The following is a 22,252-nucleotide window of genomic DNA, read 5'->3' as shown; positions in this document are numbered from 1 at the left end:
GCTGCCATGACCATGATTGAAACGGCAAAAGCGCCGCAAGCGCAGAGTCACAGCGGCCTGCTGCTGGACGTGAAAGATCTTCGCGTCACCTTTAAAACGCCGGATGGCGATGTCACCGCCGTCAATGATCTGAACTTCACCCTCCAGGCGGGCGAAACGCTCGGTATTGTCGGGGAGTCCGGCTCCGGTAAATCGCAGACCGCCTTCGCCCTGATGGGGCTGCTGGCGGCCAACGGTCGCATCGGGGGTTCTGCCACCTTTAACGGTCGGCAAATCCTCAATTTGCCCGAGCGTGAGCTGAACAAACTGCGCGCCGAGCAAATCTCGATGATTTTCCAGGATCCGATGACCTCTCTGAACCCATATATGCGGGTGGGAGAGCAGTTAATGGAAGTCCTGATGCTGCATAAGGGGCTGAGCAAAGCCGAAGCATTTGAGGAGTCGGTCAAGATGCTCGACGCGGTGAAAATGCCGGAAGCGCGCAAGCGCATGAAGATGTTCCCGCACGAGTTCTCCGGCGGGATGCGCCAGCGCGTGATGATTGCCATGGCGCTACTGTGCCGGCCGCGGCTGCTGATTGCCGATGAGCCGACCACCGCTTTGGACGTCACTGTGCAGGCGCAGATCATGACGTTACTGAATGAGCTGAAACGCGAATTTAATACGGCCATCATTATGATCACCCATGACCTCGGAGTCGTGGCGGGGATCTGCGATAAAGTGCTGGTGATGTATGCGGGCCGCACCATGGAGTACGGTCAGGCGCGCGATGTCTTCTATCAGCCGTCGCACCCATACTCTATTGGGCTGTTGAATGCGGTTCCTCGTCTGGATGCCGAAGGCGATGCGTTATTGACCATTCCGGGCAACCCGCCGAACCTGCTGCGTTTGCCGAAAGGCTGCCCATTCCAGCCGCGCTGTCCGCATGCAATGGAACAGTGCAGCAGCGCGCCGCCGCTGGAGTCTTTCGCGCCAGGTCGCCTGCGCGCCTGCTTTAAACCGGTGGGGGATCTGCTATGAACGCCGTAACTGAACAACGAAAAGTCCTGCTCGAAATTGCCGACCTGAAGGTGCATTTCGATATTAAAGATGGCAAACAGTGGTTCTGGCAGCCGTCGAAAACGCTGAAAGCCGTAGATGGCGTGACGCTGCGTCTCTATGAAGGCGAGACCCTCGGCGTGGTGGGGGAGTCAGGCTGCGGTAAATCGACTTTCGCCCGCGCCATCATTGGCCTGGTGAAGGCCACCGATGGCAAAGTGGCCTGGTTGGGTAAAGATCTGCTGGGCATGAAGCAGGAAGAGTGGCGCGACGTGCGCAGCGATATCCAGATGATCTTCCAGGATCCGCTGGCCTCGCTGAACCCGCGTATGACCATCGGAGAAATCATCGCTGAACCGCTGCGTACCTATCATCCGAAGATGCCGCGTCAGGAAGTGCGCGATCGCGTGAAGGCGATGATGATGAAAGTCGGGCTGTTGCCTAACCTGATCAACCGCTATCCGCACGAGTTCTCTGGCGGTCAGTGTCAGCGCATCGGCATCGCGCGGGCGCTGATCCTCGAGCCGAAGCTGATTATCTGCGATGAGCCGGTGTCCGCACTTGACGTGTCCATCCAGGCCCAGGTGGTCAACCTGCTGCAGCAGCTGCAGCGTGAAATGGGACTGTCGCTGATATTTATCGCCCACGATCTGGCGGTAGTTAAGCACATCTCCGATCGCGTACTGGTGATGTATCTGGGCCATGCGGTGGAGCTGGGAACCTACGATGAGGTGTACCATAATCCGCTGCATCCCTATACCAAAGCGCTGATGTCGGCGGTGCCGATCCCCGATCCGGACCTCGAAAAAACGAAAACCATCCAACTGCTGGAGGGCGAATTACCCTCGCCGATTAATCAGCCTTCGGGCTGTGTCTTCCGCACCCGCTGTCCGCTCGCTGGACCGGAGTGCGCCAAAACCCGTCCGGTGCTGGAAGGCAGCTTCCGCCATGCGGTTTCCTGCCTTAAGGTAGACCCGTTATAATCTCAGGGGCTGACGCAGGTCAGCCCTTTTTTTTGCGAGGTTAACGAAGTGGGTATGCTTTCTGCCGCTCGCCTGCGGCTTTATCATTTGCTTTTCGATCAAAACCGACGTTCCGGCCGCCGCTTCGAAGGTCTGTGCGGACTTTTCGCATTGCTCAGCGTGGTGGTGATATTTGTCGAGTCGGGGCTGGGCACGCAATATCATCTGACATTAGATGAATGGCATATTTTCGTCTGGCTGGAGCTGCTGGTGACCGCGGTCTTTACCCTGGAGTATCTGCTGCGTATTGCGACATGGCCCAATCCGCTCCACTACATTTTCAGCTTCTGGGGGTTTATTGACTTAGCGACCATCCTGCCGCTGTACGTGATGTGGCTGTGGCCGGAAATTAGCCTCAATTATGTCTTTGCCTGGCGGGCAATGCGGGCGATCCGCGCGTTGCGTATTCTCAAACTGTTGCGCTTTATGCCTTCGCTCAATGTGTTCTGGCGGGCGATTGTCAGCGCGCGCCATCAGCTGATCCTGTTCTATTCGTTTATCGCCATTGTGATGGTGATTTTCGGCTCGTTAATGTACCTGATAGAAGGGCCAGAGTATGGTTTTACCACGCTCAACGCTTCGGTCTATTGGGCCATTGTAACCATCACTACCGTCGGCTACGGGGATATCACGCCGCATACACCGCTGGGCCGCATCCTGGCCTCCATTCTCATCCTGATCGGATACTCCATTATTGCCATTCCGACCGGGCTTATCACCACCCATATGACCAGCGCCCTGAACCGGCGGCGTCAGCAGCGGGTATGCCCGCAATGCCAGCAGGGCCACCATGACGATAACGCCCGGTTTTGTCACGCCTGTGGCCATGCGTTACCGCAGTAAACCCTCGGCATAAAAAAAGCCTGCCGGGAGGAACGCGGCAGGCTTTTCACTGGCTGGTCAGCGTTATTCACGCCACAGAATATGACACAGCTTATGATCTTTCTCGCGGCACAGCAGTACGCGGGCGAAGATATCATTGATTTCCCCGCCGTCGGTATCCGCCAGGCCAATCACCACTTCGGCGAAGAAATCCGGGTTCAGATCGTAATCCACATGCTCTTCCCAGTCTGCAGACGGGTCGAACAGCTCGGCGCCGCCGCGCTCCTCAAACTGCAGGTTAAACAGAATGATGTCCGCCGGGTCGAGGTTATCGGCCGCCAGTTCGAGGAAGATGTCGTATGCCTGCTCAAGCGTTTCGTCTTCGGTCAGACGGTTGTTTAAATCCATATCCATGATTGCTACTCATTCGGTATCTGATGGGCACGTTTTACAGCAACGGGCTGAAGAAGTAAAACAGTCGCTCGGCGATCCGCTGCCACAGCGGACGTTTTAACCAGCGACGGGCGTCCAGCAGGCGCGAGCGCGAGATATAGTCATCCTGGACCGCCGCCAGATCGCTGCCGAAGCCGGCGTCATCGATGACCAGCGTGATTTCAAAATTGAGCCACAGGCTGCGCATATCCAGATTCACGGTACCCACCAAACTCAGTTCGCCATCGACCAGCACACTCTTGGTATGCAACAGGCCGCCTTCGAACTGGTAAATCTTCACCCCTGCTGCCAGCAGCTCGGTGAAAAAGGCCCGGCTGGCCCAGCCCACCAGCAGCGAATCGTTCTTGCGCGGTAAAATAATACTCACGTCCACGCCGCGCTGGGCGGCGGTACAGATCGCGTGCAGCAGGTCGTCGCTGGGTACGAAGTAGGGTGTGGTCATGATCAAATGCTCTTTCGCCGCGTAGGCGGCGGTGAGGAGAGCCTGATGAATCAGATCTTCCGGAAAGCCCGGTCCGGAGGCGATCGTGTGAATAGTATGTCCGCTGGCCTCTTCGAACGGCATGATATTGACGTCCGGCGGCGGCGGCAGAATGCGCTTGCCGGTCTCGATCTCCCAGTCACAGGAGTAGACGATGCCCATCGAGGTCGCCACCGGGCCTTCCATGCGCGCCATCAGGTCAATCCACTGTCCGACCCCTGAGTCCTGTTTAAAGTAGCGGGGATCAACCATATTCATGCTGCCGGTGTAGGCGATATAGTTATCGATCATTACCATTTTGCGATGCTGACGCAGGTCCATCCGGCGCAGAAACACACGCATCAGATTGACCTTGAGAGCCTCGACCACTTCAATGCCGGCGTTACGCATCATTGCTGCCCATGGGCTGCGGAAAAAAGCCACACTGCCCGCGGAGTCGAGCATCAACCGGCAGTGAACCCCGCGACGGGCGGCGGCCATCAGCGATTCGGCGACGCTGTCGGCCATGCCGCCTGGCTGCCAGATATAGAAGACCATCTCAATGTTATGGCGAGCCAGTTGAATATCGCGGATCAGGGCCTGCATGACGTCGTCAGATTCCGTCAGCAGCTGCAGCTGGTTGCCTTTTACGCCGCCAATGCCCTGGCGCCGTTCGCACAGCTTGAACAGGGACTCGGCCACCGGGCTGTTATCTTCCGCGAAGATATGTTTGCAGGCTTTGAGGTCGTTTAACCATTTGGCCGTGGAAGGCCACATCGCCCTCGCGCGTTCTGCCCGCCGCTTGCCAAGATGCAGCTCGCCAAAGGAGAGATAGGCGATGATCCCCACCAGCGGCAGAATATAAATGATCAATAACCATGCCATCGCGGACGGCACAGCGCGGCGTTTCATTAGAATTCGTAATGTTACACCGGCGATCAACAGCCAGTACCCCAGAATGACCAGCCAGTTCACCACCGTGTAAAAGGTTGTCATAGATGTAAAATCCTTTTGAATGACGTTATGTGATGAGTTTACGCATCAGTATTTTTCTGGCAAATAAAAACGCAGCGAAAGCGGTGGTCAGCCGCAGGCAGAGGTTTATAATGGGGGCTGTTTTCACTCGTAGAGTCGTTGCAATGAAGCGTAGTAGAACGGAAGTAGGGCGCTGGCGCATGCTGAGACAGGTGAATCGCCGTAAAGCGCGCTGGCTGGAAGCCCAATCACGCCGCAATATGCGGATCCTCGCCATCAGAAAGGGGCTGGTGAAACGGCAGCGTCATGCTCTGCTGTTTATTTTCCCCGACTGTTAAGCGAGCAGGCTAACGGCACCGTGCGCGGTGCCGTTGTCGTTTTCTCAGCCCTGCGCCGAACTCCCTTTTAACATCGCCAGGTGGCCTAATGAAATATCTATGCGATGTCTGTCAGGGTATGACGGGGAATTACCGACAGAACTCCTTATTCTGCGACAGACATTAACCGCCCTGCAGAAGCCTGAACAGGGCGCGGGGTTGTCGATCGTTTTTCAATTTCATGCTAACTATCGGGGTGACCACTCTGATTAAAATGCACCGCTTTTGTGGGTGTAAATTTATTTGGCATAGGCTTCCGTAGATAACGTGATGGTCACGTTATCACTCACCGCCGGAACATATTTATCAAGCTTGAAGTCTGAACGTTTTATTACCCCAGTGGCATCAAAACCAATGGCCTCTTTTTTCACCATCGGATGCATGTCCTGCTTGTTCAGGGTGGCATGCAATACTACCGGTTTGGTGATGTCTTTAATGGTCAGGTTACCTTCAACATCATATTTATTGCCGCCTTTACTTTCCACCCGGGTGCTCTGAAAGGTTGCCTCAGGATACGTTTTGACATCGAAGTACTCTTTGCCTAAAAACTCATCCGTTAACGCTTTGACATGCGTATCAATGGTTTTGACTGGCAGCGTGACGTGCACAGAGGATTTCTCTGGGTTGTCTTTGTCAAAAGAGAGTTTACCTGAAACATCAGAGATATAGGCGGTAGGGTTAGAGAAACCAAAATGGTTCCAGGCAATAACAACCGAAGTATGCTGTGGATCCAGGCTATATTCTGTGGCAGCGGCCTGTGATACAGGAATATATAAGGCAAGCAGAGAAAATAATGCGGTTTTTTTCAGGGTGTTCATACAAAAATCCTCATAAGCGTCAGGTGCATAAATGGTAGCCCAAAAAAATGCAGGGCTTATTGAAAACATTTGTTATTCCCGTTCAAATATTTTAACCAACCAATAATAACCCTACAATCACTCCGCGTGAATTTTACCTAACGAAATTAATAGGCATTAAAAAAATCCTCTGTAACGTAAATCTGGTCACGTGATCTTTATACGTTCATCCCTATGGGATGTGCCTGGATCAGCGCATTTTTTTATTTCCGGTTGCTTTCCAGACACCGCGATCCTGAATGCAGCAAGATAGGCGATATTTGGTCCTATGTCAGCTGAACCGGATATACATGCTTATTTACTCCAGGCGTTAATATCTGTTGCTGAGAATCCCTCTCTCTTTAACGATCTTCTTTCAACTGTGTTTAAGATTTACCAGGCGATGTCGGGATGCGCTGGCATGCAAAGCAAGCGATAGATCCATGCAAGATCTCTGTCACAGACTTATTCAATATATTAGCCATTCAATATCATGCCCGGCGTCGACGTTTGGTCGGCATTTTCTGTTGCCGCAAAAGGCGAGGTGATGGTCGATGATGTCGTCGCTGGGGAAGAGATGTGCTCATCTTCCAGGCATCTCAGGCGGATAACAGCCAGCGCTTTCGTGCGGTTAAAAAGGGCGGCATTTTAATGTTGTGTAGAAAAATGCGCCCTTTCATCTGATGGCCTGGTGTGTTTTTGCGGTTAACCAGAAAAAGAAAAGGGTATTTTCAAAATACTTTCTTATATGGCTTAACAGAGACCTGGCGGTAGACGCCAGCTGCAATGTACGGATCGTCATTGGCCCAGGCCTGAGCCGCTTCCAGCGATTCAAACTCAGCGATTACCGTTGAGCCGCTGAATCCGGCTGCGCCCGGTTCGTTGCTGTCAACGGCCGGCATTGGTCCGGCGGTAAGCAACCGACCTTCATCATGTAAAAGTTGTAGACGCGCAAGATGCGCGGGGCGAACCGAGAGCCGCTTTTCCAGAGAATCGGCGATATCTTCAGCGTAGATAACGTAAAGCACGGCAAAGCTCCTTATCAATAAACAGGCGAATTACGTTAAGTTAAACGACGATGGACTGCAATGCAAAGATGCGCCCCGGCGCCGAATGCCCTGCCGACGCGGCTTTTTTCCGCAAATGGCGGCAAAAATTGACTCAGGTTAAGACGGCTTATTGAATATGATTGCTATTTGCATTTAAAATCGGAGCATCATTTTTCAACAGAAACGACTATGAGCGCAATGACCCTTGATTTACCTCGCCGCTTCCCGTGGCCAACGCTGCTGTCCGTGGCTATCCACGGTGCCGTTGTGGCGGGGTTGCTTTATACCTCGGTACATCAGGTTATTGAACAGCCTTCCCCGACGCAGCCGATAGAGATCACCATGGTGGCGCCGGCCGATCTTGAGCCGCCCCCGGCGGCGCAACCCGTCGTGCAGCCCGTTGTTGAACCCGAACCAGAGCCGGAACCTGAGGTGGTCCCTGAGCCGCCGAAAGAGGCGCCGGTGGTGATCCATAAACCGGAACCTAAGCCGAAGCCAAAACCTAAACCTAAACCGAAGCCCAAGCCGGAGAAAAAGGTTGAACAGCCGAAGCGGGACGTCAAGCCGGCAGCGGAGCCGCGTCCGGCTTCACCGTTTGAAAACAACAATACGACGCCAGCGCGCACCGCGCCGAGCACCTCCACCGCAGCGGCCAAACCCACCGTCACTGCCCCGAGCGGCCCGCGGGCCATCAGCCGTGTCCAGCCGACCTATCCGGCGCGCGCTCAGGCGCTGCGCATTGAAGGGACGGTGCGGGTGAAGTTTGACGTTACGCCAGATGGCCGAATTGATAATTTGCAGATCCTCTCCGCCCAGCCGGCGAATATGTTCGAGCGCGAGGTGAAAAGCGCGATGCGCAGATGGCGTTACGAGCAGGCAAGACCGGGAACCGGCGTGACGATGACCATTAAATTCCGCCTCAACGGCGTCGAGATTAACTGATAATGCAGGGCGGCGGACCGGTGAGGTCCGCCGTAAACCTTGTCTAACGCGTTTTTTCCATCAGGACATCGTCCAGCGCCTGCTGGACTGTCACCAGGTGCTGGCCACCGAACAATATCGCCCGGTTCAGCAGGGTATAAAGCTGGTAAATCGGCTGACGCTCGAGAAAACCAGCCGGTAGCGGCGAGACGGACTGATAGCCGTCATAGATCTGCGGGGGTTGTTCCGGGTGCATCGGCAGCATTGCTAAATCACACTCGCGGTCGCCCCAGTAGCAGGCCGGGTCGAAGATGTAGGGGCCATCCGGCCCTAAGGCGCAGTTGCCGGACCACAGGTCCCCGTGCAGCAGCGAAGGTTGCGGCTGATGGTTGGCCAGCCGCTGCTGTACCACATCGACTAAGGTATCGATATCGCCAAAGTGCAACCCTTTCTCCGCCGCCAGCTCCAGCTGCCAGCCGATACGCTGCTCGGCAAAAAACACCGACCAGCGACGCTGCCAGGCGTTGGGCTGCGGCGTGGTGGAAAGATCGTTATCAAAATCCAGACCGAACTGCGGCTGATCGCTCCACCGATGCAGGTGGGCTAACTGCTGGCCAAGCAGGAAAGCGTTATGCGCATCCAGCGGACGGGGAGGGAGGTATTCCATGACCACGAAGCTGTAGTCGCGATCGCTGCCGACGGCAAAGACCTGCGGTACGCGAACGGTTTTGCTTCGCGACAGCAGCTCCAGCTGATCGGCCTCGGCGGTGAAGATAGGCAGGAGTTCCCGTTCGTCGCATTTCACGAAGTAATCTTTGCCGCCGAAGCGCAAATGCCAGGCGGAATGGATCTCTCCGCCGGGCAGCTCGGTTTTCAGTTCGATTTCAGCGTCTTCGGTATGCCAATCGCGTAAAAGAGTACTGATTGCTTGCCACATGCTGTCTCTCCCCATGTTTTCCACCATATCATAAGGTTAGCGCATTACTACCGGGTAAACCTGGAACTGACGCACAACTGACGCTTTCCGTTGCGCTAAACGCATTTATTGAGCTTTTAACCACTCGGCGAATGTGCTGACGGCGATTTCTGCCGGACGGCCAAGGGCCGATTCCGCCAGGCCGGCGCTGAGAGCTTTCACTTCCTCGGCTGTTTGGGCGCTCAGCAGGCCAAAGGTATTGGTGCCCAGCTCATGGGGCGTGCCCTCTTCATCATTGAGCGTTAGTACAAACCCGGCACGGGTAAAATGGTTGCTGACCTCATTGATCTCCGTCAGCGCCTGCTCATGGAAGGTTACGCTGACGACCCAGGCGGTAATTTCATTGCTCATCTCGACACCCCGTTGTTATGTATGGCCTTTCCAGCATAGACCATCCTGCAAATCTCGCGGCTCCCCTCCGCCGGCGCGGAGGGGCAGGGGAAATCAACGTCCGCAGAGATAATCGTAGATTTTTTGCGTATTGGCCTGCGAACAGAGGCGGGTACCCTGGTTGATGGTCGCGGCACTACCGGCGGCGACGCCAAAGCGTACCATGTCTTCGAGGCTGGCGTTTTCCGCCAGACGCAAGGTCATGGCGCCCACCATGCTGTCGCCGGCGCCGACGGTGCTCTGGCTTTTCATTGGCGGCGGCACCACCTGAACGCTGCCGCTGGCGTCAACCCCTAACGCCCCCTGCGGACCGAGGGAGACCACCACCCGGCGCACTTTACCGGACTGGATCAACGACTGAGCGGCAAGGCGGACGTCATCAGGCTGGCTCAGATCGCGCTGCACGAGGGCGCTGAGCTCTTTCTGGTTTGGCTTCACTAATTCAATATTGCCGACGTCCAGCGCGGCGGCCAGCGCATCGCCGGAGCTGTCGATAATGCAACGCAGGCCTTGCTGTTGCGCATTTTTAACCAGCTGCATCAGATTTTCGACGCTGATACCTGGCGGCAGGCTGCCGCTGATCACCAGCAGTGAGCCGGGGTCGATGGTCAGGACTTTTTCTTCCAGGCGGCGGAATTCATCGTCTGTCAGCGCGGCGCCGGGCATCACAAAGCGATACTGTTCGCCGCTGGCGGCCACGTGAACGTGCAGGTTCTGTCGCGTCCAGTCGCGGGTTTCGACGGTCTCGATCGGCACCTGCTCATCGGCCAGCAGGGCGGCAAGGTGCTCGCCGGTGGCGCCGCCAATCGGGAAAATGGCGGTGGCTTTGCCGCCGAGAAAGGTCACGGCGCGGGCGACGTTGATCCCGCCGCCGCCGGGTTCAAATACCGGCGCGCTGCAGCGGAGTTTCCCTTCCGGGTAGATCTGCGGGGTCTGGGTGGCGCTATCCAGCGAGGGGGCCAGCGTGAGCGTATAAATTTTGGTCATTCCTTCTCCTCCTTAATACGGCGACTGTGCTTTATTTAAGCATGGCACGATGATTCAGGGAGGGAAAGTGCTGTCCCTGAGAGATTTGCAAAGAAGCCTGTATTTTCATTATGAAATAAAGATTGTTTCCGGAGCTGTCTTATTCAAAAAACGAAAGAGTAAGTGATTGCTATGTTATTCGTGCTTTTTTATAATTTGCTACCTTTCTTAGGACCTGCACTCCGCGATCCTCGCGAAAGTTTCCGGGACCCACAGGTCTCTTTTATGTTGTACGGACGCTAAATTCAATGAGCCGGCATGGTTAGGCCTGTTCATCATTTGTACTGTCCTAAAAAAATGTATTTTAGAGAGTTATAATGAAGCTTTTAAAGACAGTACCCGCAGCGGTCATGCTGGCGGGGGGGCTTTTTGCGTCTGTTGGCGCAATGGCCGATGATTCTGTATTTACCGTCATGGATGACCCTTCCGCTGCCAAAAAACCGTTCGAAGGGGTGGTCAACGCAGGTTACCTGGCGCAGTCCGGCAACACCAAGAACTCCTCAATGACGGCTGATTCCACCCTGACCTGGTATGGCAACACCACCGCCTGGTCCCTGTGGGGCAACGCCAGCAACACCTCGTCCAACGATGAGCGCTCCTCAGAGAAATATGCAGTCGGTGGTCGTAGTCGCTATAACCTGACCGATATGAACTACGTCTTTGGGCAGGGCAGTTGGCTAACCGACCGTTATAACGGCTATCAGCAGCGCGATGTCCTGACGGCGGGCTATGGTCGTCAAATCCTCAACGGACCGGTGCACAGCCTGCGGTTTGAATTTGGTCCTGGCGTCCGCTATGACGAATACACCGACGGGGATACCGACACTCAACCGCTGGGCTACGCCTCCGGAACCTGGGCCTGGCAGATGACCGATAACGCCAAATTTACCCAAGGGGTATCGGTATTTGGCGCCGAGGACACCACGGTCAACTCAGAGAGTGCGTTAAACGTGGCGATTAACGCCCACTTTGCGTTGAAAGTGGCGTACAACGTCACCTGGAACTCGGAGCCGCCGGCGTCTGCGCCGGAGCATACCGATCGCCGGACCTCGCTCTCCCTCGGGTATAAAATGTAATATTTTCAGGCCGGGTTTCCCGGCCTGATCGTTTTAGATTTAGCAATAAGTGACATTATTTTTTCTGGCAATTCGTTTTAGTTTTTATAAAAAGAAACTGGCCTCCATTTTTTCTCCATTATTCTCCATTTGCTGACAAATATTCATTCTATTTGACACGAAAAGCTAAATATTCGACGGACAAATATGTGATCTGGATCTATACTAACAGCCACTGACCGAATGGAGACATTGTTCGGTCCGTCTTCCGTAATAAGAGAATAAACATCATGAAAAAAAGCCAATTTACCATCGCAGCCCTGGCGCTGTGCGTGCTTTCCTTTGGCGCATCGGCCGCCACGCCAGTTCCGCCGTCGGGTAACCAGGACCATACGCAGGTAGGTATCGCCAAAGCTACCGACGTTGAGGCCGGATCGAATATTGCCCCCGGTTCCCGTAGCACCGGACAATCCATGAGCGATGCCTTTAATGTGCATACGCTGGTGGCAGGCGAGTGGTCTTAATATCGCAGGCTACTGCTTCACGGGCAGTCTATTAAGCCGGGTAAAGTGGTACCGGTTTAACGACCCGCGCTAAACATCACGCAGGCAATATCAACGCGTCTCTTTTAGTTTGTCCGCATAATATCGTCCGGCTTCGCTGGTGATTATTATCGCCCCTTCCTGGCGGATATTCTGCTTTTATCCGCGCCGCTCTTGTTTTCTCCGCATTCCGCCATCATTTATGCTATTGCGGCTTTAATCACGTACCAATGATGTGTAAACTACTCCCCGGTGTTATCAGCAGGCGGCAGCAGGCGGGAACGATCGCTCCGGTCGTGCTCCTCTTTTCGCAGAGTGAAGCGGGAACTGCGCCTTAACCTGATGATAATGATGATTATATTGTTTTGTATGTGCTCTTTCGTGTGGGGCACCACTGCAAATAAGGACATAAAATGCCTGTAATTACGCTTCCTGATGGCAGCCAACGCCATTTTGATCACGCCGTCAGCCCGATGGACGTCGCGCTGGATATCGGCCCAGGCCTTGCGAAAGCCACCATCGCCGGGCGGGTAAACGGTGAACTGGTAGACGCTTGCGACCCGATCGAAACCGATTCCACCCTCTCTATTATCACGGCTAAAGATGAAGAAGGGCTGGAGATCATTCGTCACTCCTGCGCGCACCTGTTAGGCCATGCTATCAAACAGCTGTGGCCCAACACCAAAATGGCTATCGGTCCGGTTGTTGATAATGGCTTCTACTATGACGTAGACCTCGACCACACCCTGACTCAGGAAGATATCGACGCGCTCGAAAAACGTATGCATGAGCTCGCCGAGAAAAACTACGATGTCATCAAGAAGAAAGTGAGCTGGCACGAAGCGCGTGAAACCTTCGTGAAGCGCGGCGAAAGCTATAAAGTTTCTATTCTTGACGAAAACATTGCTCATGATGACAAGCCTGGCCTGTATCATCATGAAGAATATATCGATATGTGCCGCGGTCCGCACGTGCCGAACATGCGTTTCTGCCATCACTTCAAGCTGATGAAAACCGCAGGCGCGTACTGGCGCGGCGACAGCAACAACAAGATGCTGCAGCGCATTTATGGTACCGCGTGGGCCGATAAGAAAGCCCTGAACGCCTACCTGCAGCGCCTGGAAGAGGCCGCGAAGCGCGACCACCGTAAAATCGGCAAGCAGCTCGACCTGTACCACATGCAGGAAGAAGCGCCGGGTATGGTCTTCTGGCATAACGACGGCTGGACTATCTTCCGTGAACTGGAAACCTTCGTGCGCTCCAAGCTCAAAGAGTACCAGTACCAGGAAGTGAAAGGTCCGTTCATGATGGACCGCGTGCTGTGGGAAAAAACCGGCCACTGGGACAACTACAAAGATGCGATGTTCACCACCTCTTCTGAGAACCGTGAATACTGCATTAAGCCGATGAACTGCCCGGGCCACGTGCAGATCTTCAACCAGGGGCTGAAATCCTACCGTGACCTGCCGCTGCGTATGGCGGAGTTTGGTAGCTGCCACCGTAACGAACCATCAGGCGCGTTGCACGGTCTGATGCGCGTTCGCGGCTTTACCCAGGATGATGCGCATATCTTCTGTACTGAAGATCAGGTTCGCGATGAAGTGAACGCCTGTATTCGTATGGTCTACGATATGTACAGCACCTTTGGCTTCGAGAAGATCGTTGTCAAACTGTCGACTCGCCCGGAAAAACGTATCGGCAGCGACGAGACCTGGGATCGCGCGGAAGCGGATCTGGCGGTGGCGCTGGAAGAAAATAATATCCCATTTGAATATCAACTGGGTGAAGGGGCGTTCTACGGCCCGAAAATTGAATTTACCCTGTATGACTGCCTCGATCGTGCATGGCAGTGCGGTACGGTACAGCTGGACTTCTCTCTGCCGCAGCGTTTAAGCGCCTCCTATGTGGGCGAAAACAACGAGCGTCAGGTGCCGGTCATGATCCACCGTGCGATTCTCGGTTCTCTGGAGCGCTTCATTGGCATCCTGACCGAAGAGTTCGCTGGCTTCTTCCCAACCTGGATTGCGCCAGTGCAGGTGGTGGTCATGAATATCACCGATTCTCAGGCTGAATACGTTAACGAATTGACGCGTAAACTACAAAATGCGGGCATTCGTGTAAAAGCAGACTTGAGAAATGAGAAGATTGGCTTTAAAATCCGCGAGCACACTTTACGTCGTGTCCCGTATATGTTGGTCTGTGGCGACAAAGAAGTCGAAGCCGGCAAAGTGGCCGTGCGCACCCGTCGCGGGAAAGACCTCGGCAGCATGGACGTAAATGAAGTGATCGAGAAGCTGCAACAAGAGATTCGCAGCCGCAGTCTTCAACAACTGGAGGAATAAGGTATTAAAGGCGGAAAACGAGTTCAAACGGCACGTCCGAATCGTATCAATGGCGAGATTCGCGCCCAGGAAGTTCGCTTAACAGGTCTGGAAGGTGAGCAGCTGGGTATTGTGAGTCTGAGAGAAGCTATCGAAAAGGCTGAAGAGGCTGGAGTAGATTTAGTTGAAATCAGCCCTAACGCCGAGCCGCCAGTTTGTCGTATCATGGACTACGGCAAGTTCCTTTATGAAAAGAGTAAGTCTTCTAAGGAACAGAAGAAGAAGCAGAAAGTTATCCAGGTTAAGGAAATTAAATTCCGCCCTGGTACTGATGAAGGTGACTATCAGGTAAAACTCCGCAGCCTGATTCGCTTTCTCGAAGATGGCGATAAGGCCAAGATCACGCTGCGTTTCCGCGGTCGTGAGATGGCCCACCAGCAGATCGGTATGGAAGTGCTTAACCGCGTGAAAGACGATCTGGTTGAACTGGCAGTAGTCGAATCCTTCCCAACGAAGATCGAAGGCCGCCAGATGATCATGGTGCTCGCTCCTAAGAAGAAACAGTAAGGCCATCAAGAAACATTTCCGGTGGGCTTCGGCTCACTGGTTTTGTTCGCCTTTGTTTCGTTTATTAACAATGCGAAGTGGAAGTTATTAAAATGCCAAAAATTAAGACCGTACGCGGTGCTGCTAAGCGCTTCAAAAAAACCGGTAAAGGTGGTTTTAAGCACAAGCACGCTAACCTGCGTCACATTCTGACTAAAAAAGCTACCAAGCGTAAACGTCACCTGCGTCCGAAAGCCATGGTTTCCAAAGGCGATCTGGGCCTGGTTATCGCGTGCCTGCCGTACGCATAAGTCGTTAACGTTTAACTTTTTTAACTTAGAATAGATACAGGAGAGCACACATGGCTCGCGTAAAACGTGGTGTAATTGCACGTGCACGTCACAAGAAAATTTTGAAACAAGCTAAAGGCTACTACGGTGCGCGTTCTCGCGTATACCGCGTTGCCTTCCAGGCTGTTATCAAAGCTGGTCAGTACGCTTACCGTGACCGTCGTCAACGTAAACGTCAGTTCCGTCAACTGTGGATTGCACGTATCAACGCAGCAGCACGTCAGAACGGTATTTCTTACAGCAAATTCATCAATGGCCTGAAAAAAGCCTCTGTTGAAATCGACCGTAAGATCCTGGCTGACATCGCCGTATTCGACAAAGTAGCGTTCACCGCTCTGGTCGAAAAAGCGAAAGCAGCTCTGGCATAAGCCAGTTGAAAGAGGGAGCTTGTCTCCCTCTTTTCGTTTCAACACCATCAATACATTGACTTTTATCGGCGCAGGCTTTTCAATACAGGTCTGACGTTTCTTACCAGACAAGGTAATGCAAGCATGAATGCTGCTATTTTCCGCTTCTTTTTTTACTTTAGCACCTGAACTCAGGAGGCTAGCGCGTGAAAGAAGAAACGGAAAACAGCGCCAGAAAGCCTCCCCTGTGGAGGCTTTTTTCGTATATGGATTCGGAATATTAATTTCACTATAACCGGTGTCTGCACCGACATAATGAGGAAAACCATGTCACATCTCGCAGAGCTGGTTGCCAGTGCCAAGGCAGCCATTAACGAGGCATCAGATGTTGCTGCGCTGGACAACGTCCGCGTGGAATACCTGGGTAAGAAAGGGCATCTGACCCTGCAAATGACCACCCTGCGTGAGTTGCCGCCGGAAGAGCGTCCGGCAGCCGGTGCGGTCATCAACGAAGCGAAAGAGCAGGTACAGCAGGCGCTGAATGCGCGCAAAGCCGAACTGGAAGGGGCGGCGCTGAATGCTCGTCTGGCTGCAGAGACCATCGACGTCTCGCTGCCGGGTCGCCGCATTGAAAATGGCGGCCTGCATCCGGTCACCCGCACCATCGACCGTATTGAAAGTTTCTTCGGTGAGCTCGGCTTTACCGTGGCGACGGGCCCGGAAATCGAAGACGATTACCACAACTTCGATGCGCTGAATATCCCGGGTCACCATCCGGCGCGCGCTGACCACGACACTTTCTGGTTCGATGCCACTCGCCTGCTGCGCACCCAGACCTCCGGCGTGCAGATCCGCACCATGGAAAACCAGCAGCCGCCGATCCGTATTATCGCGCCGGGACGCGTCTATCGTAACGACTACGATCAGACCCACACCCCGATGTTCCACCAGATGGAAGGTCTGATCGTTGATAAAAACATCAGCTTCACCAACCTGAAAGGAACCCTGCACGATTTCCTGAACAACTTCTTTGAAGAAGATCTGCAGGTACGCTTCCGTCCGTCTTACTTCCCCTTCACCGAACCGTCCGCGGAAGTCGACGTGATGGGTAAAAACGGCAAATGGCTGGAAGTGCTGGGCTGCGGGATGGTGCACCCGAACGTGCTGCGCAACGTGGGTATCGATCCGGAAGTGTATTCCGGCTTCGCCTTCGGCATGGGCATGGAGCGTCTGACCATGCTGCGCTATGGCGTCACCGATCTGCGCGCGTTCTTCGAAAACGATCTGCGTTTCCTCAAACAGTTTAAATAAGGGCAGGACAGAACAATGAAATTCAGTGAACTGTGGTTACGCGAGTGGGTTAACCCGGCGATCGACAGCGAAGCGCTTTCCGATCAGATCACCATGGCGGGCCTCGAAGTGGACGGCGTTGAGCCGGTTGCCGGCAGCTTCAACGGCGTCGTTGTTGGTGAAGTCGTGGAGTGCGGTCAGCACCCGAACGCCGACAAACTGCGCGTCACTAAAGTCAACGTCGGCGGCGAACGCCTGCTGGACATCGTCTGCGGCGCGCCAAACTGCCGTCAGGGGCTGAAAGTCGCCGTGGCGACCATCGGCGCCGTGCTGCCGGGCGATTTTAAAATCAAGGCTGCGAAGCTGCGCGGCGAACCGTCAGAAGGGATGCTGTGCTCCTTCTCCGAGCTGGGCATTTCCGACGATCATAGCGGAATTATCGAGCTGCCGGCGGATGCGCCGATCGGTACCGATATTCGCGAATACCTTAAGCTAGACGATAACACCATCGAGATCAGCGTCACCCCGAACCGCGCCGACTGCCTGGGCATCATCGGCGTCGCGCGCGACGTGGCCGTGCTGAACAAGGCGCCGCTGAACGCGCCGGAAATCACCCCGGTTGCCGCCACCATTGACGATGTGCTGCCGATTCAGGTTGATGCCCCGCAGGCGTGCCCGCGCTATCTGGGCCGCGTGGTGAAAGGCATCAACGTCAAAGCGCCGACGCCGCTGTGGATGAAAGAGAAACTGCGCCGCTGCGGGATCCGCTCCATCGACGCGGTGGTTGACGTAACCAACTATGTGCTGCTTGAGCTGGGCCAGCCGATGCACGCCTTTGACCGCGACCGTATCGAAGGCGGGATCGTGGTGCGTATGGCGAAAGAGGGCGAAACCCTGGTCCTGCTTGATGGCTCCGAAGCGAAGCTCGACAGCGATACCCTGGTCATTGCTGACCACAACAAAGCGCTGGCAATGGGCGGGATCTTCGGCGGGGAGCACTCCGGCGTTAACGACGAAACCCAGAACGTGCTGCTGGAGTGTGCCTTCTTCAGCCCGCTGTCCATCACCGGCCGCGCGCGCCGTCACGGCCTGCACACCGATGCCTCTCATCGCTATGAGCGCGGCGTCGATCCGGCCCTGCAGTATAAAGCGCTGGAGCGCGCCACGCGTCTGCTGATCGACCTCTGCGGCGGCGAAGCCGGCCCGGTGATCGACGTGACCAACGAAGAGACTCTGCCAAAACGCGCCACCATCACTCTGCGTCGTAGCAAACTGGATCGCCTGATTGGCCACCATATCGACGACGCGCAGGTCACCGACATTCTGCAGCGCCTCGGCTGCGAAGTGACGGTGGGCGAAGGCGAATGGCAGGCGGTGGCGCCGAGCTGGCGTTTCGACATGGAGATCGAAGAGGATCTGGTCGAGGAAGTGGCTCGCGTTTATGGCTACAACAACATTCCTGATGAGCCGGTGCAGGCGGGTCTGATCATGGGTACCCACCGTGAAGCCGACCTGTCGCTGAAGCGGGTGAAAACGCTGCTGAATGACAAAGGCTATCAGGAAGTGATCACCTACAGCTTCGTCGACCCGAAAGTCCAGCAGCTGATCCACGCCGGTGAAGAGGCGCTGATCCTGCCAAGCCCGATCTCCAGCGAAATGTCGGCGATGCGCCTGTCGCTGTGGACTGGCCTGCTGGGGACCGTGGTCTACAACCAGAACCGTCAGCAGAGCCGGGTACGCATCTTTGAGAGTGGTCTGCGCTTTGTGCCGGACACCAATGCGCCGCTGGGCATTCGTCAGGATGTGATGCTGGCCGGGGCCATCTGCGGCAACCGCTACGAAGAGCACTGGACACTGGCGAAAGAGACGGTCGATTTCTATGATCTGAAAGGCGATCTGGAAGCCGTTCTGGATTTAACCGGAAAATTAGCGGATATCGAATTCCGTGCTGAAGCGACCACTGCGCTGCATCCGGGGCAATCCGCAGCGATTTATCTTAAAGGTGAACGCATTGGTTTCATTGGGGTTGTTCATCCTGAGCTGGAACGTAAACTGGATCTGAACGGTCGCACTCTGGTGTTTGAACTGGAGTGGAACAAGCTCGCAGACCGCGTGGTGCCTCAGGCGCGCGATATTTCCCGCTTCCCGGCGAACCGTCGCGACATCGCGGTGCTGGTCGCGGAAAACGTGGCTGCCGCCGATGTTTTAGCCGAATGTAAGAAAGTTGGCGTAAATCAGGTAGTTGGCGTAAACTTATTTGACGTGTACCGTGGTAAAGGTGTGGCGGAAGGGTATAAGAGCCTTGCGATTAGCCTGATCCTGCAGGATACCAGCCGTACACTCGAAGAAGAGGAGATTGCCGCTACCGTTGCCAGATGTGTAGAGGCATTAAAAGAGCGATTCCAGGCATCATTGAGGGATTGAACCTATGGCGCTTACAAAAGCTGAAATGTCAGAATATCTGTTTGATAAGCTTGGGCTTAGCAAGCGGGATGCCAAAGAACTGGTCGAGTTGTTTTTCGAAGAGATCCGTCGTGCTCTGGAAAACGGAGAACAGGTCAAACTCTCCGGGTTCGGCAACTTCGATTTGCGGGATAAAAACCAACGCCCGGGACGTAACCCGAAGACGGGGGAGGATATTCCCATTACAGCCCGGCGCGTGGTGACCTTCAGACCCGGTCAGAAGCTGAAAAGCCGTGTCGAAAACGCGTCGCCTAAAGACAAATAATCTGAACTAATTAAAAAGGCCGCATCGCGGCCTTTTTCTTTTCTGTCGAAACTTACGCTTTAACGGCAGTGAGCATGATCTCCACCAGGATTTCTGGTCGCGCCATCTCCGCCTGCACGGCCGCTCGCGCCGGGCTATGGCCGTCCGGCATCCACTCCACCCACGCCTCATTGAACGCAGCAAAGTCACGTTCGATATTTTTCAGCCAGATCTGCGCGGAGAGAATGTGCCGCTTATCGCTCCCGGACTCTGCCAGCAGGGCGTCGATCTTCTCCAGCACTTCGCGGGTCTGCAAGGTGATCTCCTCCTCGTTGCTTTTCGGCGTCTGTCCGGAGAGGAACAGCAGATTGCCATACTCAACGCTGGCGGAAAGACGAGGTTGTGGATGATTGCGAATAATTGTCATGCGGTTTGTTTCCATGTGAGACCTTCTAAAGAAATGTCTGGCATCTGATTGTCGATTAACGCGCCCAGCACCACCGCGCTGCCGGCGGCGAGGGTAAAGCCGAGGCTTCCCTGGCCGAGGTTCATCCACAGGTTGGGGTAGCCGGCGCGTCCCAGCAGCGGTGGGCCGGCTGGCGTTGAGGGGCGCATGCCGGTCCAGGCTTCGGCCTTGTCCAACCCCTCGAGTTCGGGAAAGCTACGGGCGACGATGCTCTTCAGCGCCTGAATGCGGCTTTCGCGCAGTTCGTCGCCGTCGTAGCCGATGTCCACCATCGCTGCGATGCGCAACTGCTGGCCAAGGCGGGCATAGACAATTTTGTGCCCATAGTCGGTAACGCTGATGTCCGGCGCAATGCCCGTCTGTTGGGGATAGGGAAGGGTCAGGCTATACCCCTTCAGGGCGCAGAGCGGCACGCGAACGCCCAGATGTCCCAGCAGCGGGCCGCTGCCGTTTCCGGCGGCGACGACATACTCATCGCCGGTGATGCTCCCGCGGCTGGTCTCCAGGGCGCTGACGCGTCCGCCGCGCTTAGTGAGCTGCAGCACCTCACAGTGGGTCAGCAGGCTGAAGCGGCTGCTGGCGGTGAGCTTGTCGAGCAGCGCAAGGCAAAACTGATGGCAATCCGCCGTTTCATCCCCCGGCGAATAAATGCCGCCCTGTAGCGAAGGGCTGATATGTTTTAGCGCCGGCTCCAGCCGCAGGCAGGCTTCAGCATTCAGCACCTGCTGATATTGAGGATCTATCCCTTTTGCCGCTTTAGTAAAATCGTATTCCCGGCGATGGATAATTAATTTTCCGCTGCGTCGCCAGTGAAAATCGGCAAGCCTATCCTCTTCCCGCCACGACTGCATAACCTGCCGGCTGAGCAGCGACAGACGCAATATATGGTCGCCGTTTATTTTATTGGTCTGGCTATTACAGGCGCGCAGGAACTGCAGCAGCCAGCGCCACTGCTGAAAAGAGATATTGAGACGCATATTGAGCGGCGAATCGGCTTTACCCATCCATTTCATCCCCTGCAGGGGAACGCCGCTGTCGGCAAGGGGAGCGACGTAGCGGTAACTTAATTGTCCGCCGTTGGCAAAACTGGTGGCGCTGGCCGGTTCGCCATTGCGCTCCAGTAATTGCACCTGATGGCCGCGCTTAATCAGTTCCCAGGCCGTGGCCAGACCGACCACGCCGCCGCCGATAATGACAATGCGTTTGTTCATAACCCGATATATCCACCGCTGATCAATTTATCGGGTTATGTCAAAGCATTTACCCCAGCGGCGCAATTGACTTTTTATGGTCAGGGTATAACCGCAGGTTAATCTCCTTGAGCTGCTGGCGCAGGCGCTGGCAGAGAAAATCGACGAACTTTTGCGCCATCGGGCTCAGGGAAACGTCGGCCCGCCGTAACAGGCAGAGGTTAATCGCGATCGGCGGCGTAATGGGATGGATCATCTCGGGAGAAAGGTTGTGCTGGGCGGAAAAGATATCGGTAATGCTGCAGCCCATGCCGCGCTTCACGAACTCGGTGGCCATATAGTAGGTCTGGACGTTTAGCCGGGTAGTGGAAAAGTCGCGACGGGTGGCGATGGCGGCGGAGAGCGAGTGCGGCCCCGGCGAGATCCACCGCTGCTGGTCGATCTCGCTGATGTCCACCGCACCCTGACGATAATGACGGTCGATATATACCAGCGGCACTTCGGCAATCAGGGTGGTAAGGATCTCTCCCTGCTGCACCGGCTGCAGCGTCAGCGCTAAATCTATCTCGCGTAAATCCAGTTTTCTAACCAGCGTCTCGGTGTGTTCTGTGGTGAGCGTCATTACCAGGTTGCTGTTTTGTTGATAAAAATCGGTCACCAGCTCCGGTACCAGGCTTAACCCCAGGCTCGGCAGGCAGCCTAAGGTGATTTTAGCGCGCGGATCGCGGGCCAGGTTATCGGCCAGCAGGCGCAGGTTATCGAGGTCCTGATAAATAGTCTGCGCTTTTTCGAAAAGTGTGATCGCCTCGCTGGTCGGCAGCAGCTTGCCGCGCACCCGCTGAAAGAGGGTAAAGCCCAGCTTCAGCTCGGCGCTTTTTAACGCTTTGCTGGCCGCTGGCTGGGAGATATTGAGCGATTCCGCAGCCCGCGACAGAGAGCCGCAGGTCATGACGGCATAGAAGATTTCCAGATGACGCAGTTTCATGAACAGTTAACTCAGGGTTATAGCCTACCGATAAAAAGTCATTTTCTACTAACACTAAGTTAACATAAATTTAATCACCAATCAGCGCATTGGTTACATATTGTGCTG

25 protein-coding genes and 1 other annotated feature are annotated in these 22,252 nt (G+C 55.0%); of the genes, 15 read left to right on the top strand and 10 right to left on the bottom strand.

What is annotated here, in order from left to right:
- The first annotated feature begins 6 nt into the window (after positions 1 to 6).
- Genes KHQ24_RS23625 through KHQ24_RS23615 form a run of 3 tightly spaced genes read left to right on the top strand, consistent with a single transcriptional unit; the run spans position 7 to position 2,903 of the window.
- A complete protein-coding gene (locus KHQ24_RS23625; protein WP_004151853.1) occupies positions 7 to 1,020 on the top strand; it encodes an ABC transporter ATP-binding protein in 1,014 nt (337 codons plus the stop codon).
- Positions 1,017 to 2,021 carry a murein tripeptide/oligopeptide ABC transporter ATP-binding protein OppF gene (gene oppF / locus KHQ24_RS23620; protein WP_211777504.1) on the top strand — a complete coding sequence of 335 codons (1,005 nt, stop codon included), beginning with the start codon at positions 1,017 to 1,019 and terminating at the stop codon, positions 2,019 to 2,021. Before KHQ24_RS23625 ends, oppF begins: the two co-directional genes overlap by 4 nt.
- Positions 2,022 to 2,075: 54 nt before the next feature.
- Complete coding sequence (locus KHQ24_RS23615) at positions 2,076 to 2,903, top strand: ion transporter (RefSeq protein ID WP_004203160.1); 828 nt, start codon at positions 2,076 to 2,078, stop codon at positions 2,901 to 2,903.
- A 63-nt stretch (positions 2,904 to 2,966) separates the two neighbouring features.
- On the opposite strand, the gene KHQ24_RS23610 is transcribed toward KHQ24_RS23615, so the two are convergent.
- Both KHQ24_RS23610 and cls read right to left on the bottom strand, forming a co-directional pair.
- Complete coding sequence (locus KHQ24_RS23610) at positions 2,967 to 3,296, bottom strand: HI1450 family dsDNA-mimic protein (RefSeq protein WP_002910079.1); 330 nt, start codon at positions 3,294 to 3,296, stop codon at positions 2,967 to 2,969.
- 34 nt (positions 3,297 to 3,330) lie between these two features.
- Complete coding sequence (cls, locus tag KHQ24_RS23605; protein WP_004203158.1) at positions 3,331 to 4,791, bottom strand: cardiolipin synthase; 1,461 nt, start codon at positions 4,789 to 4,791, stop codon at positions 3,331 to 3,333.
- Between the two features lie 143 nt (positions 4,792 to 4,934).
- Here cls and KHQ24_RS23600 point away from each other — a divergent pair, with 143 nt between their 5' ends.
- Entirely contained in the window at positions 4,935 to 5,108 is a 174-nt protein-coding gene (locus tag KHQ24_RS23600) for a YciY family protein (protein WP_023290120.1), read from the top strand.
- Between the two features lie 278 nt (positions 5,109 to 5,386).
- On the opposite strand, the gene KHQ24_RS23595 is transcribed toward KHQ24_RS23600, so the two are convergent.
- Together KHQ24_RS23595 and KHQ24_RS23590 are read right to left on the bottom strand one after the other, a co-directional pair.
- Positions 5,387 to 6,034: a YceI family protein gene (locus KHQ24_RS23595; protein ID WP_074404044.1), complete on the bottom strand. Its 648-nt coding sequence runs from the start codon at positions 6,032 to 6,034 to the stop codon at positions 5,387 to 5,389.
- 680 nt (positions 6,035 to 6,714) lie between these two features.
- Positions 6,715 to 7,011, bottom strand: a complete 297-nt coding sequence (locus KHQ24_RS23590) for a YciI family protein (protein ID WP_002910042.1) — start codon at positions 7,009 to 7,011, stop codon at positions 6,715 to 6,717.
- Between the two features lie 210 nt (positions 7,012 to 7,221).
- Between KHQ24_RS23590 and tonB the strand changes: the two genes are divergently transcribed.
- Positions 7,222 to 7,974: a TonB system transport protein TonB gene (gene tonB, locus KHQ24_RS23585; RefSeq protein WP_065904576.1), complete on the top strand. Its 753-nt coding sequence runs from the start codon at positions 7,222 to 7,224 to the stop codon at positions 7,972 to 7,974.
- A 43-nt stretch (positions 7,975 to 8,017) separates the two neighbouring features.
- On the opposite strand, the gene KHQ24_RS23580 is transcribed toward tonB, so the two are convergent.
- The 3 genes from KHQ24_RS23580 to pfkB all read right to left on the bottom strand — a co-directional run bounded on the left by KHQ24_RS23580 (position 8,018) and on the right by pfkB (position 10,306).
- Positions 8,018 to 8,890 carry a fructosamine kinase family protein gene (locus KHQ24_RS23580; RefSeq protein WP_004203150.1) on the bottom strand — a complete coding sequence of 291 codons (873 nt, stop codon included), beginning with the start codon at positions 8,888 to 8,890 and terminating at the stop codon, positions 8,018 to 8,020.
- Between the two features lie 105 nt (positions 8,891 to 8,995).
- Entirely contained in the window at positions 8,996 to 9,280 is a 285-nt protein-coding gene (ghoS, locus tag KHQ24_RS23575; protein WP_064149766.1) for a type V toxin-antitoxin system endoribonuclease antitoxin GhoS, read from the bottom strand.
- A gap of 93 nt (positions 9,281 to 9,373) precedes the next feature.
- On the bottom strand, positions 9,374 to 10,306 hold the full coding sequence (gene pfkB / locus KHQ24_RS23570; protein ID WP_004203145.1) for a 6-phosphofructokinase II: 933 nt from the start codon (positions 10,304 to 10,306) through the stop codon (positions 9,374 to 9,376).
- Between the two features lie 356 nt (positions 10,307 to 10,662).
- Here pfkB and KHQ24_RS23565 point away from each other — a divergent pair, with 356 nt between their 5' ends.
- From KHQ24_RS23565 to ihfA, 10 genes are all read left to right on the top strand, one after another.
- A complete protein-coding gene (locus KHQ24_RS23565) occupies positions 10,663 to 11,421 on the top strand; it encodes a DUF481 domain-containing protein (RefSeq protein ID WP_004203142.1) in 759 nt (252 codons plus the stop codon).
- Between the two features lie 269 nt (positions 11,422 to 11,690).
- The gene (locus tag KHQ24_RS23560) at positions 11,691 to 11,924 is read left to right on the top strand and encodes a hypothetical protein (RefSeq protein ID WP_004203141.1); all 234 of its coding nucleotides are present in this window, start codon (positions 11,691 to 11,693) and stop codon (positions 11,922 to 11,924) included.
- A gap of 431 nt (positions 11,925 to 12,355) precedes the next feature.
- Positions 12,356 to 14,284 (top strand): threonine--tRNA ligase, encoded by a 1,929-nt coding sequence (gene thrS / locus KHQ24_RS23555; protein WP_017900777.1) that lies wholly within the window; start codon positions 12,356 to 12,358, stop codon positions 14,282 to 14,284.
- A 3-nt stretch (positions 14,285 to 14,287) separates the two neighbouring features.
- On the top strand, positions 14,288 to 14,830 hold the full coding sequence (infC, locus tag KHQ24_RS23550; protein WP_004189469.1) for a translation initiation factor IF-3: 543 nt from the start codon (positions 14,288 to 14,290) through the stop codon (positions 14,828 to 14,830).
- Positions 14,831 to 14,922: 92 nt separating this feature from the next.
- Positions 14,923 to 15,120 (top strand): 50S ribosomal protein L35, encoded by a 198-nt coding sequence (gene rpmI, locus KHQ24_RS23545; protein ID WP_001124225.1) that lies wholly within the window; start codon positions 14,923 to 14,925, stop codon positions 15,118 to 15,120.
- Positions 15,121 to 15,170: 50 nt separating this feature from the next.
- Positions 15,171 to 15,527, top strand: a complete 357-nt coding sequence (rplT, locus tag KHQ24_RS23540) for a 50S ribosomal protein L20 (protein ID WP_000124850.1) — start codon at positions 15,171 to 15,173, stop codon at positions 15,525 to 15,527.
- A gap of 118 nt (positions 15,528 to 15,645) precedes the next feature.
- Positions 15,646 to 15,770, top strand: a sequence feature (Phe leader region).
- Positions 15,651 to 15,695, top strand: a complete 45-nt coding sequence (gene pheM / locus KHQ24_RS23535; RefSeq protein WP_001386830.1) for a pheST operon leader peptide PheM — start codon at positions 15,651 to 15,653, stop codon at positions 15,693 to 15,695. Its footprint overlaps the feature before it by 45 nt.
- A gap of 63 nt (positions 15,771 to 15,833) precedes the next feature.
- A complete protein-coding gene (gene pheS, locus KHQ24_RS23530; protein WP_002909105.1) occupies positions 15,834 to 16,817 on the top strand; it encodes a phenylalanine--tRNA ligase subunit alpha in 984 nt (327 codons plus the stop codon).
- Positions 16,818 to 16,832: 15 nt separating this feature from the next.
- Positions 16,833 to 19,220, top strand: a complete 2,388-nt coding sequence (pheT, locus tag KHQ24_RS23525; protein ID WP_017900778.1) for a phenylalanine--tRNA ligase subunit beta — start codon at positions 16,833 to 16,835, stop codon at positions 19,218 to 19,220.
- Positions 19,221 to 19,224: 4 nt separating this feature from the next.
- Positions 19,225 to 19,524 carry an integration host factor subunit alpha gene (gene ihfA, locus KHQ24_RS23520; RefSeq protein WP_002909098.1) on the top strand — a complete coding sequence of 100 codons (300 nt, stop codon included), beginning with the start codon at positions 19,225 to 19,227 and terminating at the stop codon, positions 19,522 to 19,524.
- A gap of 52 nt (positions 19,525 to 19,576) precedes the next feature.
- Here the strand turns inward: ihfA and KHQ24_RS23515 are convergent, their stop codons facing one another.
- From KHQ24_RS23515 to KHQ24_RS23505, 3 genes are read right to left on the bottom strand one after another with little or no spacing between them, the layout of a single operon-like run.
- A complete protein-coding gene (locus KHQ24_RS23515; RefSeq protein ID WP_004203134.1) occupies positions 19,577 to 19,930 on the bottom strand; it encodes a RidA family protein in 354 nt (117 codons plus the stop codon).
- Positions 19,927 to 21,192, bottom strand: coding sequence for a D-amino acid dehydrogenase (locus KHQ24_RS23510; protein WP_322966467.1), 1,266 nt, complete (start codon positions 21,190 to 21,192; stop codon positions 19,927 to 19,929). The genes KHQ24_RS23515 and KHQ24_RS23510 overlap by 4 nt, the downstream gene beginning before the upstream one ends.
- 37 nt (positions 21,193 to 21,229) lie before the next feature.
- Positions 21,230 to 22,144 (bottom strand): LysR family transcriptional regulator, encoded by a 915-nt coding sequence (locus KHQ24_RS23505; protein WP_004203130.1) that lies wholly within the window; start codon positions 22,142 to 22,144, stop codon positions 21,230 to 21,232.
- Positions 22,145 to 22,252 lie beyond the last annotated feature (108 nt).

The organism is Klebsiella sp. 54, from assembly GCF_018223875.1.
Classification (GTDB): Bacteria; Pseudomonadota; Gammaproteobacteria; order Enterobacterales; family Enterobacteriaceae; genus Klebsiella; species Klebsiella quasipneumoniae.
Note: the sequence above shows the minus strand (reverse complement) of the source record. Positions and strands in the feature narration are given on the sequence as shown.

What these genes read in the sequence shown, in the direction of transcription:
- KHQ24_RS23625 (WP_004151853.1), top strand. Translation starts at nt 7, where the DNA reads ATGACCATGATTGAAACGGCAAAAGCGCCGCAAGCGCAGAGTCACAGC.
- oppF (WP_211777504.1), top strand. Translation starts at nt 1,017, where the DNA reads ATGAACGCCGTAACTGAACAACGAAAAGTCCTGCTCGAAATTGCCGAC.
- KHQ24_RS23615 (WP_004203160.1), top strand. Translation starts at nt 2,076, where the DNA reads ATGCTTTCTGCCGCTCGCCTGCGGCTTTATCATTTGCTTTTCGATCAA.
- KHQ24_RS23610 (WP_002910079.1), bottom strand. Translation starts at nt 3,296, where the DNA reads ATGGATATGGATTTAAACAACCGTCTGACCGAAGACGAAACGCTTGAG.
- cls (WP_004203158.1), bottom strand. Translation starts at nt 4,791, where the DNA reads ATGACAACCTTTTACACGGTGGTGAACTGGCTGGTCATTCTGGGGTAC.
- KHQ24_RS23600 (WP_023290120.1), top strand. Translation starts at nt 4,935, where the DNA reads ATGAAGCGTAGTAGAACGGAAGTAGGGCGCTGGCGCATGCTGAGACAG.
- KHQ24_RS23595 (WP_074404044.1), bottom strand. Translation starts at nt 6,034, where the DNA reads ATGTTTTCAATAAGCCCTGCATTTTTTTGGGCTACCATTTATGCACCT.
- tonB (WP_065904576.1), top strand. Translation starts at nt 7,222, where the DNA reads ATGAGCGCAATGACCCTTGATTTACCTCGCCGCTTCCCGTGGCCAACG.
- KHQ24_RS23580 (WP_004203150.1), bottom strand. Translation starts at nt 8,890, where the DNA reads ATGTGGCAAGCAATCAGTACTCTTTTACGCGATTGGCATACCGAAGAC.
- ghoS (WP_064149766.1), bottom strand. Translation starts at nt 9,280, where the DNA reads ATGAGCAATGAAATTACCGCCTGGGTCGTCAGCGTAACCTTCCATGAG.
- pfkB (WP_004203145.1), bottom strand. Translation starts at nt 10,306, where the DNA reads ATGACCAAAATTTATACGCTCACGCTGGCCCCCTCGCTGGATAGCGCC.
- KHQ24_RS23565 (WP_004203142.1), top strand. Translation starts at nt 10,663, where the DNA reads ATGAAGCTTTTAAAGACAGTACCCGCAGCGGTCATGCTGGCGGGGGGG.
- KHQ24_RS23560 (WP_004203141.1), top strand. Translation starts at nt 11,691, where the DNA reads ATGAAAAAAAGCCAATTTACCATCGCAGCCCTGGCGCTGTGCGTGCTT.
- thrS (WP_017900777.1), top strand. Translation starts at nt 12,356, where the DNA reads ATGCCTGTAATTACGCTTCCTGATGGCAGCCAACGCCATTTTGATCAC.
- rpmI (WP_001124225.1), top strand. Translation starts at nt 14,923, where the DNA reads ATGCCAAAAATTAAGACCGTACGCGGTGCTGCTAAGCGCTTCAAAAAA.
- rplT (WP_000124850.1), top strand. Translation starts at nt 15,171, where the DNA reads ATGGCTCGCGTAAAACGTGGTGTAATTGCACGTGCACGTCACAAGAAA.
- pheS (WP_002909105.1), top strand. Translation starts at nt 15,834, where the DNA reads ATGTCACATCTCGCAGAGCTGGTTGCCAGTGCCAAGGCAGCCATTAAC.
- pheT (WP_017900778.1), top strand. Translation starts at nt 16,833, where the DNA reads ATGAAATTCAGTGAACTGTGGTTACGCGAGTGGGTTAACCCGGCGATC.
- ihfA (WP_002909098.1), top strand. Translation starts at nt 19,225, where the DNA reads ATGGCGCTTACAAAAGCTGAAATGTCAGAATATCTGTTTGATAAGCTT.
- KHQ24_RS23515 (WP_004203134.1), bottom strand. Translation starts at nt 19,930, where the DNA reads ATGACAATTATTCGCAATCATCCACAACCTCGTCTTTCCGCCAGCGTT.
- KHQ24_RS23505 (WP_004203130.1), bottom strand. Translation starts at nt 22,144, where the DNA reads ATGAAACTGCGTCATCTGGAAATCTTCTATGCCGTCATGACCTGCGGC.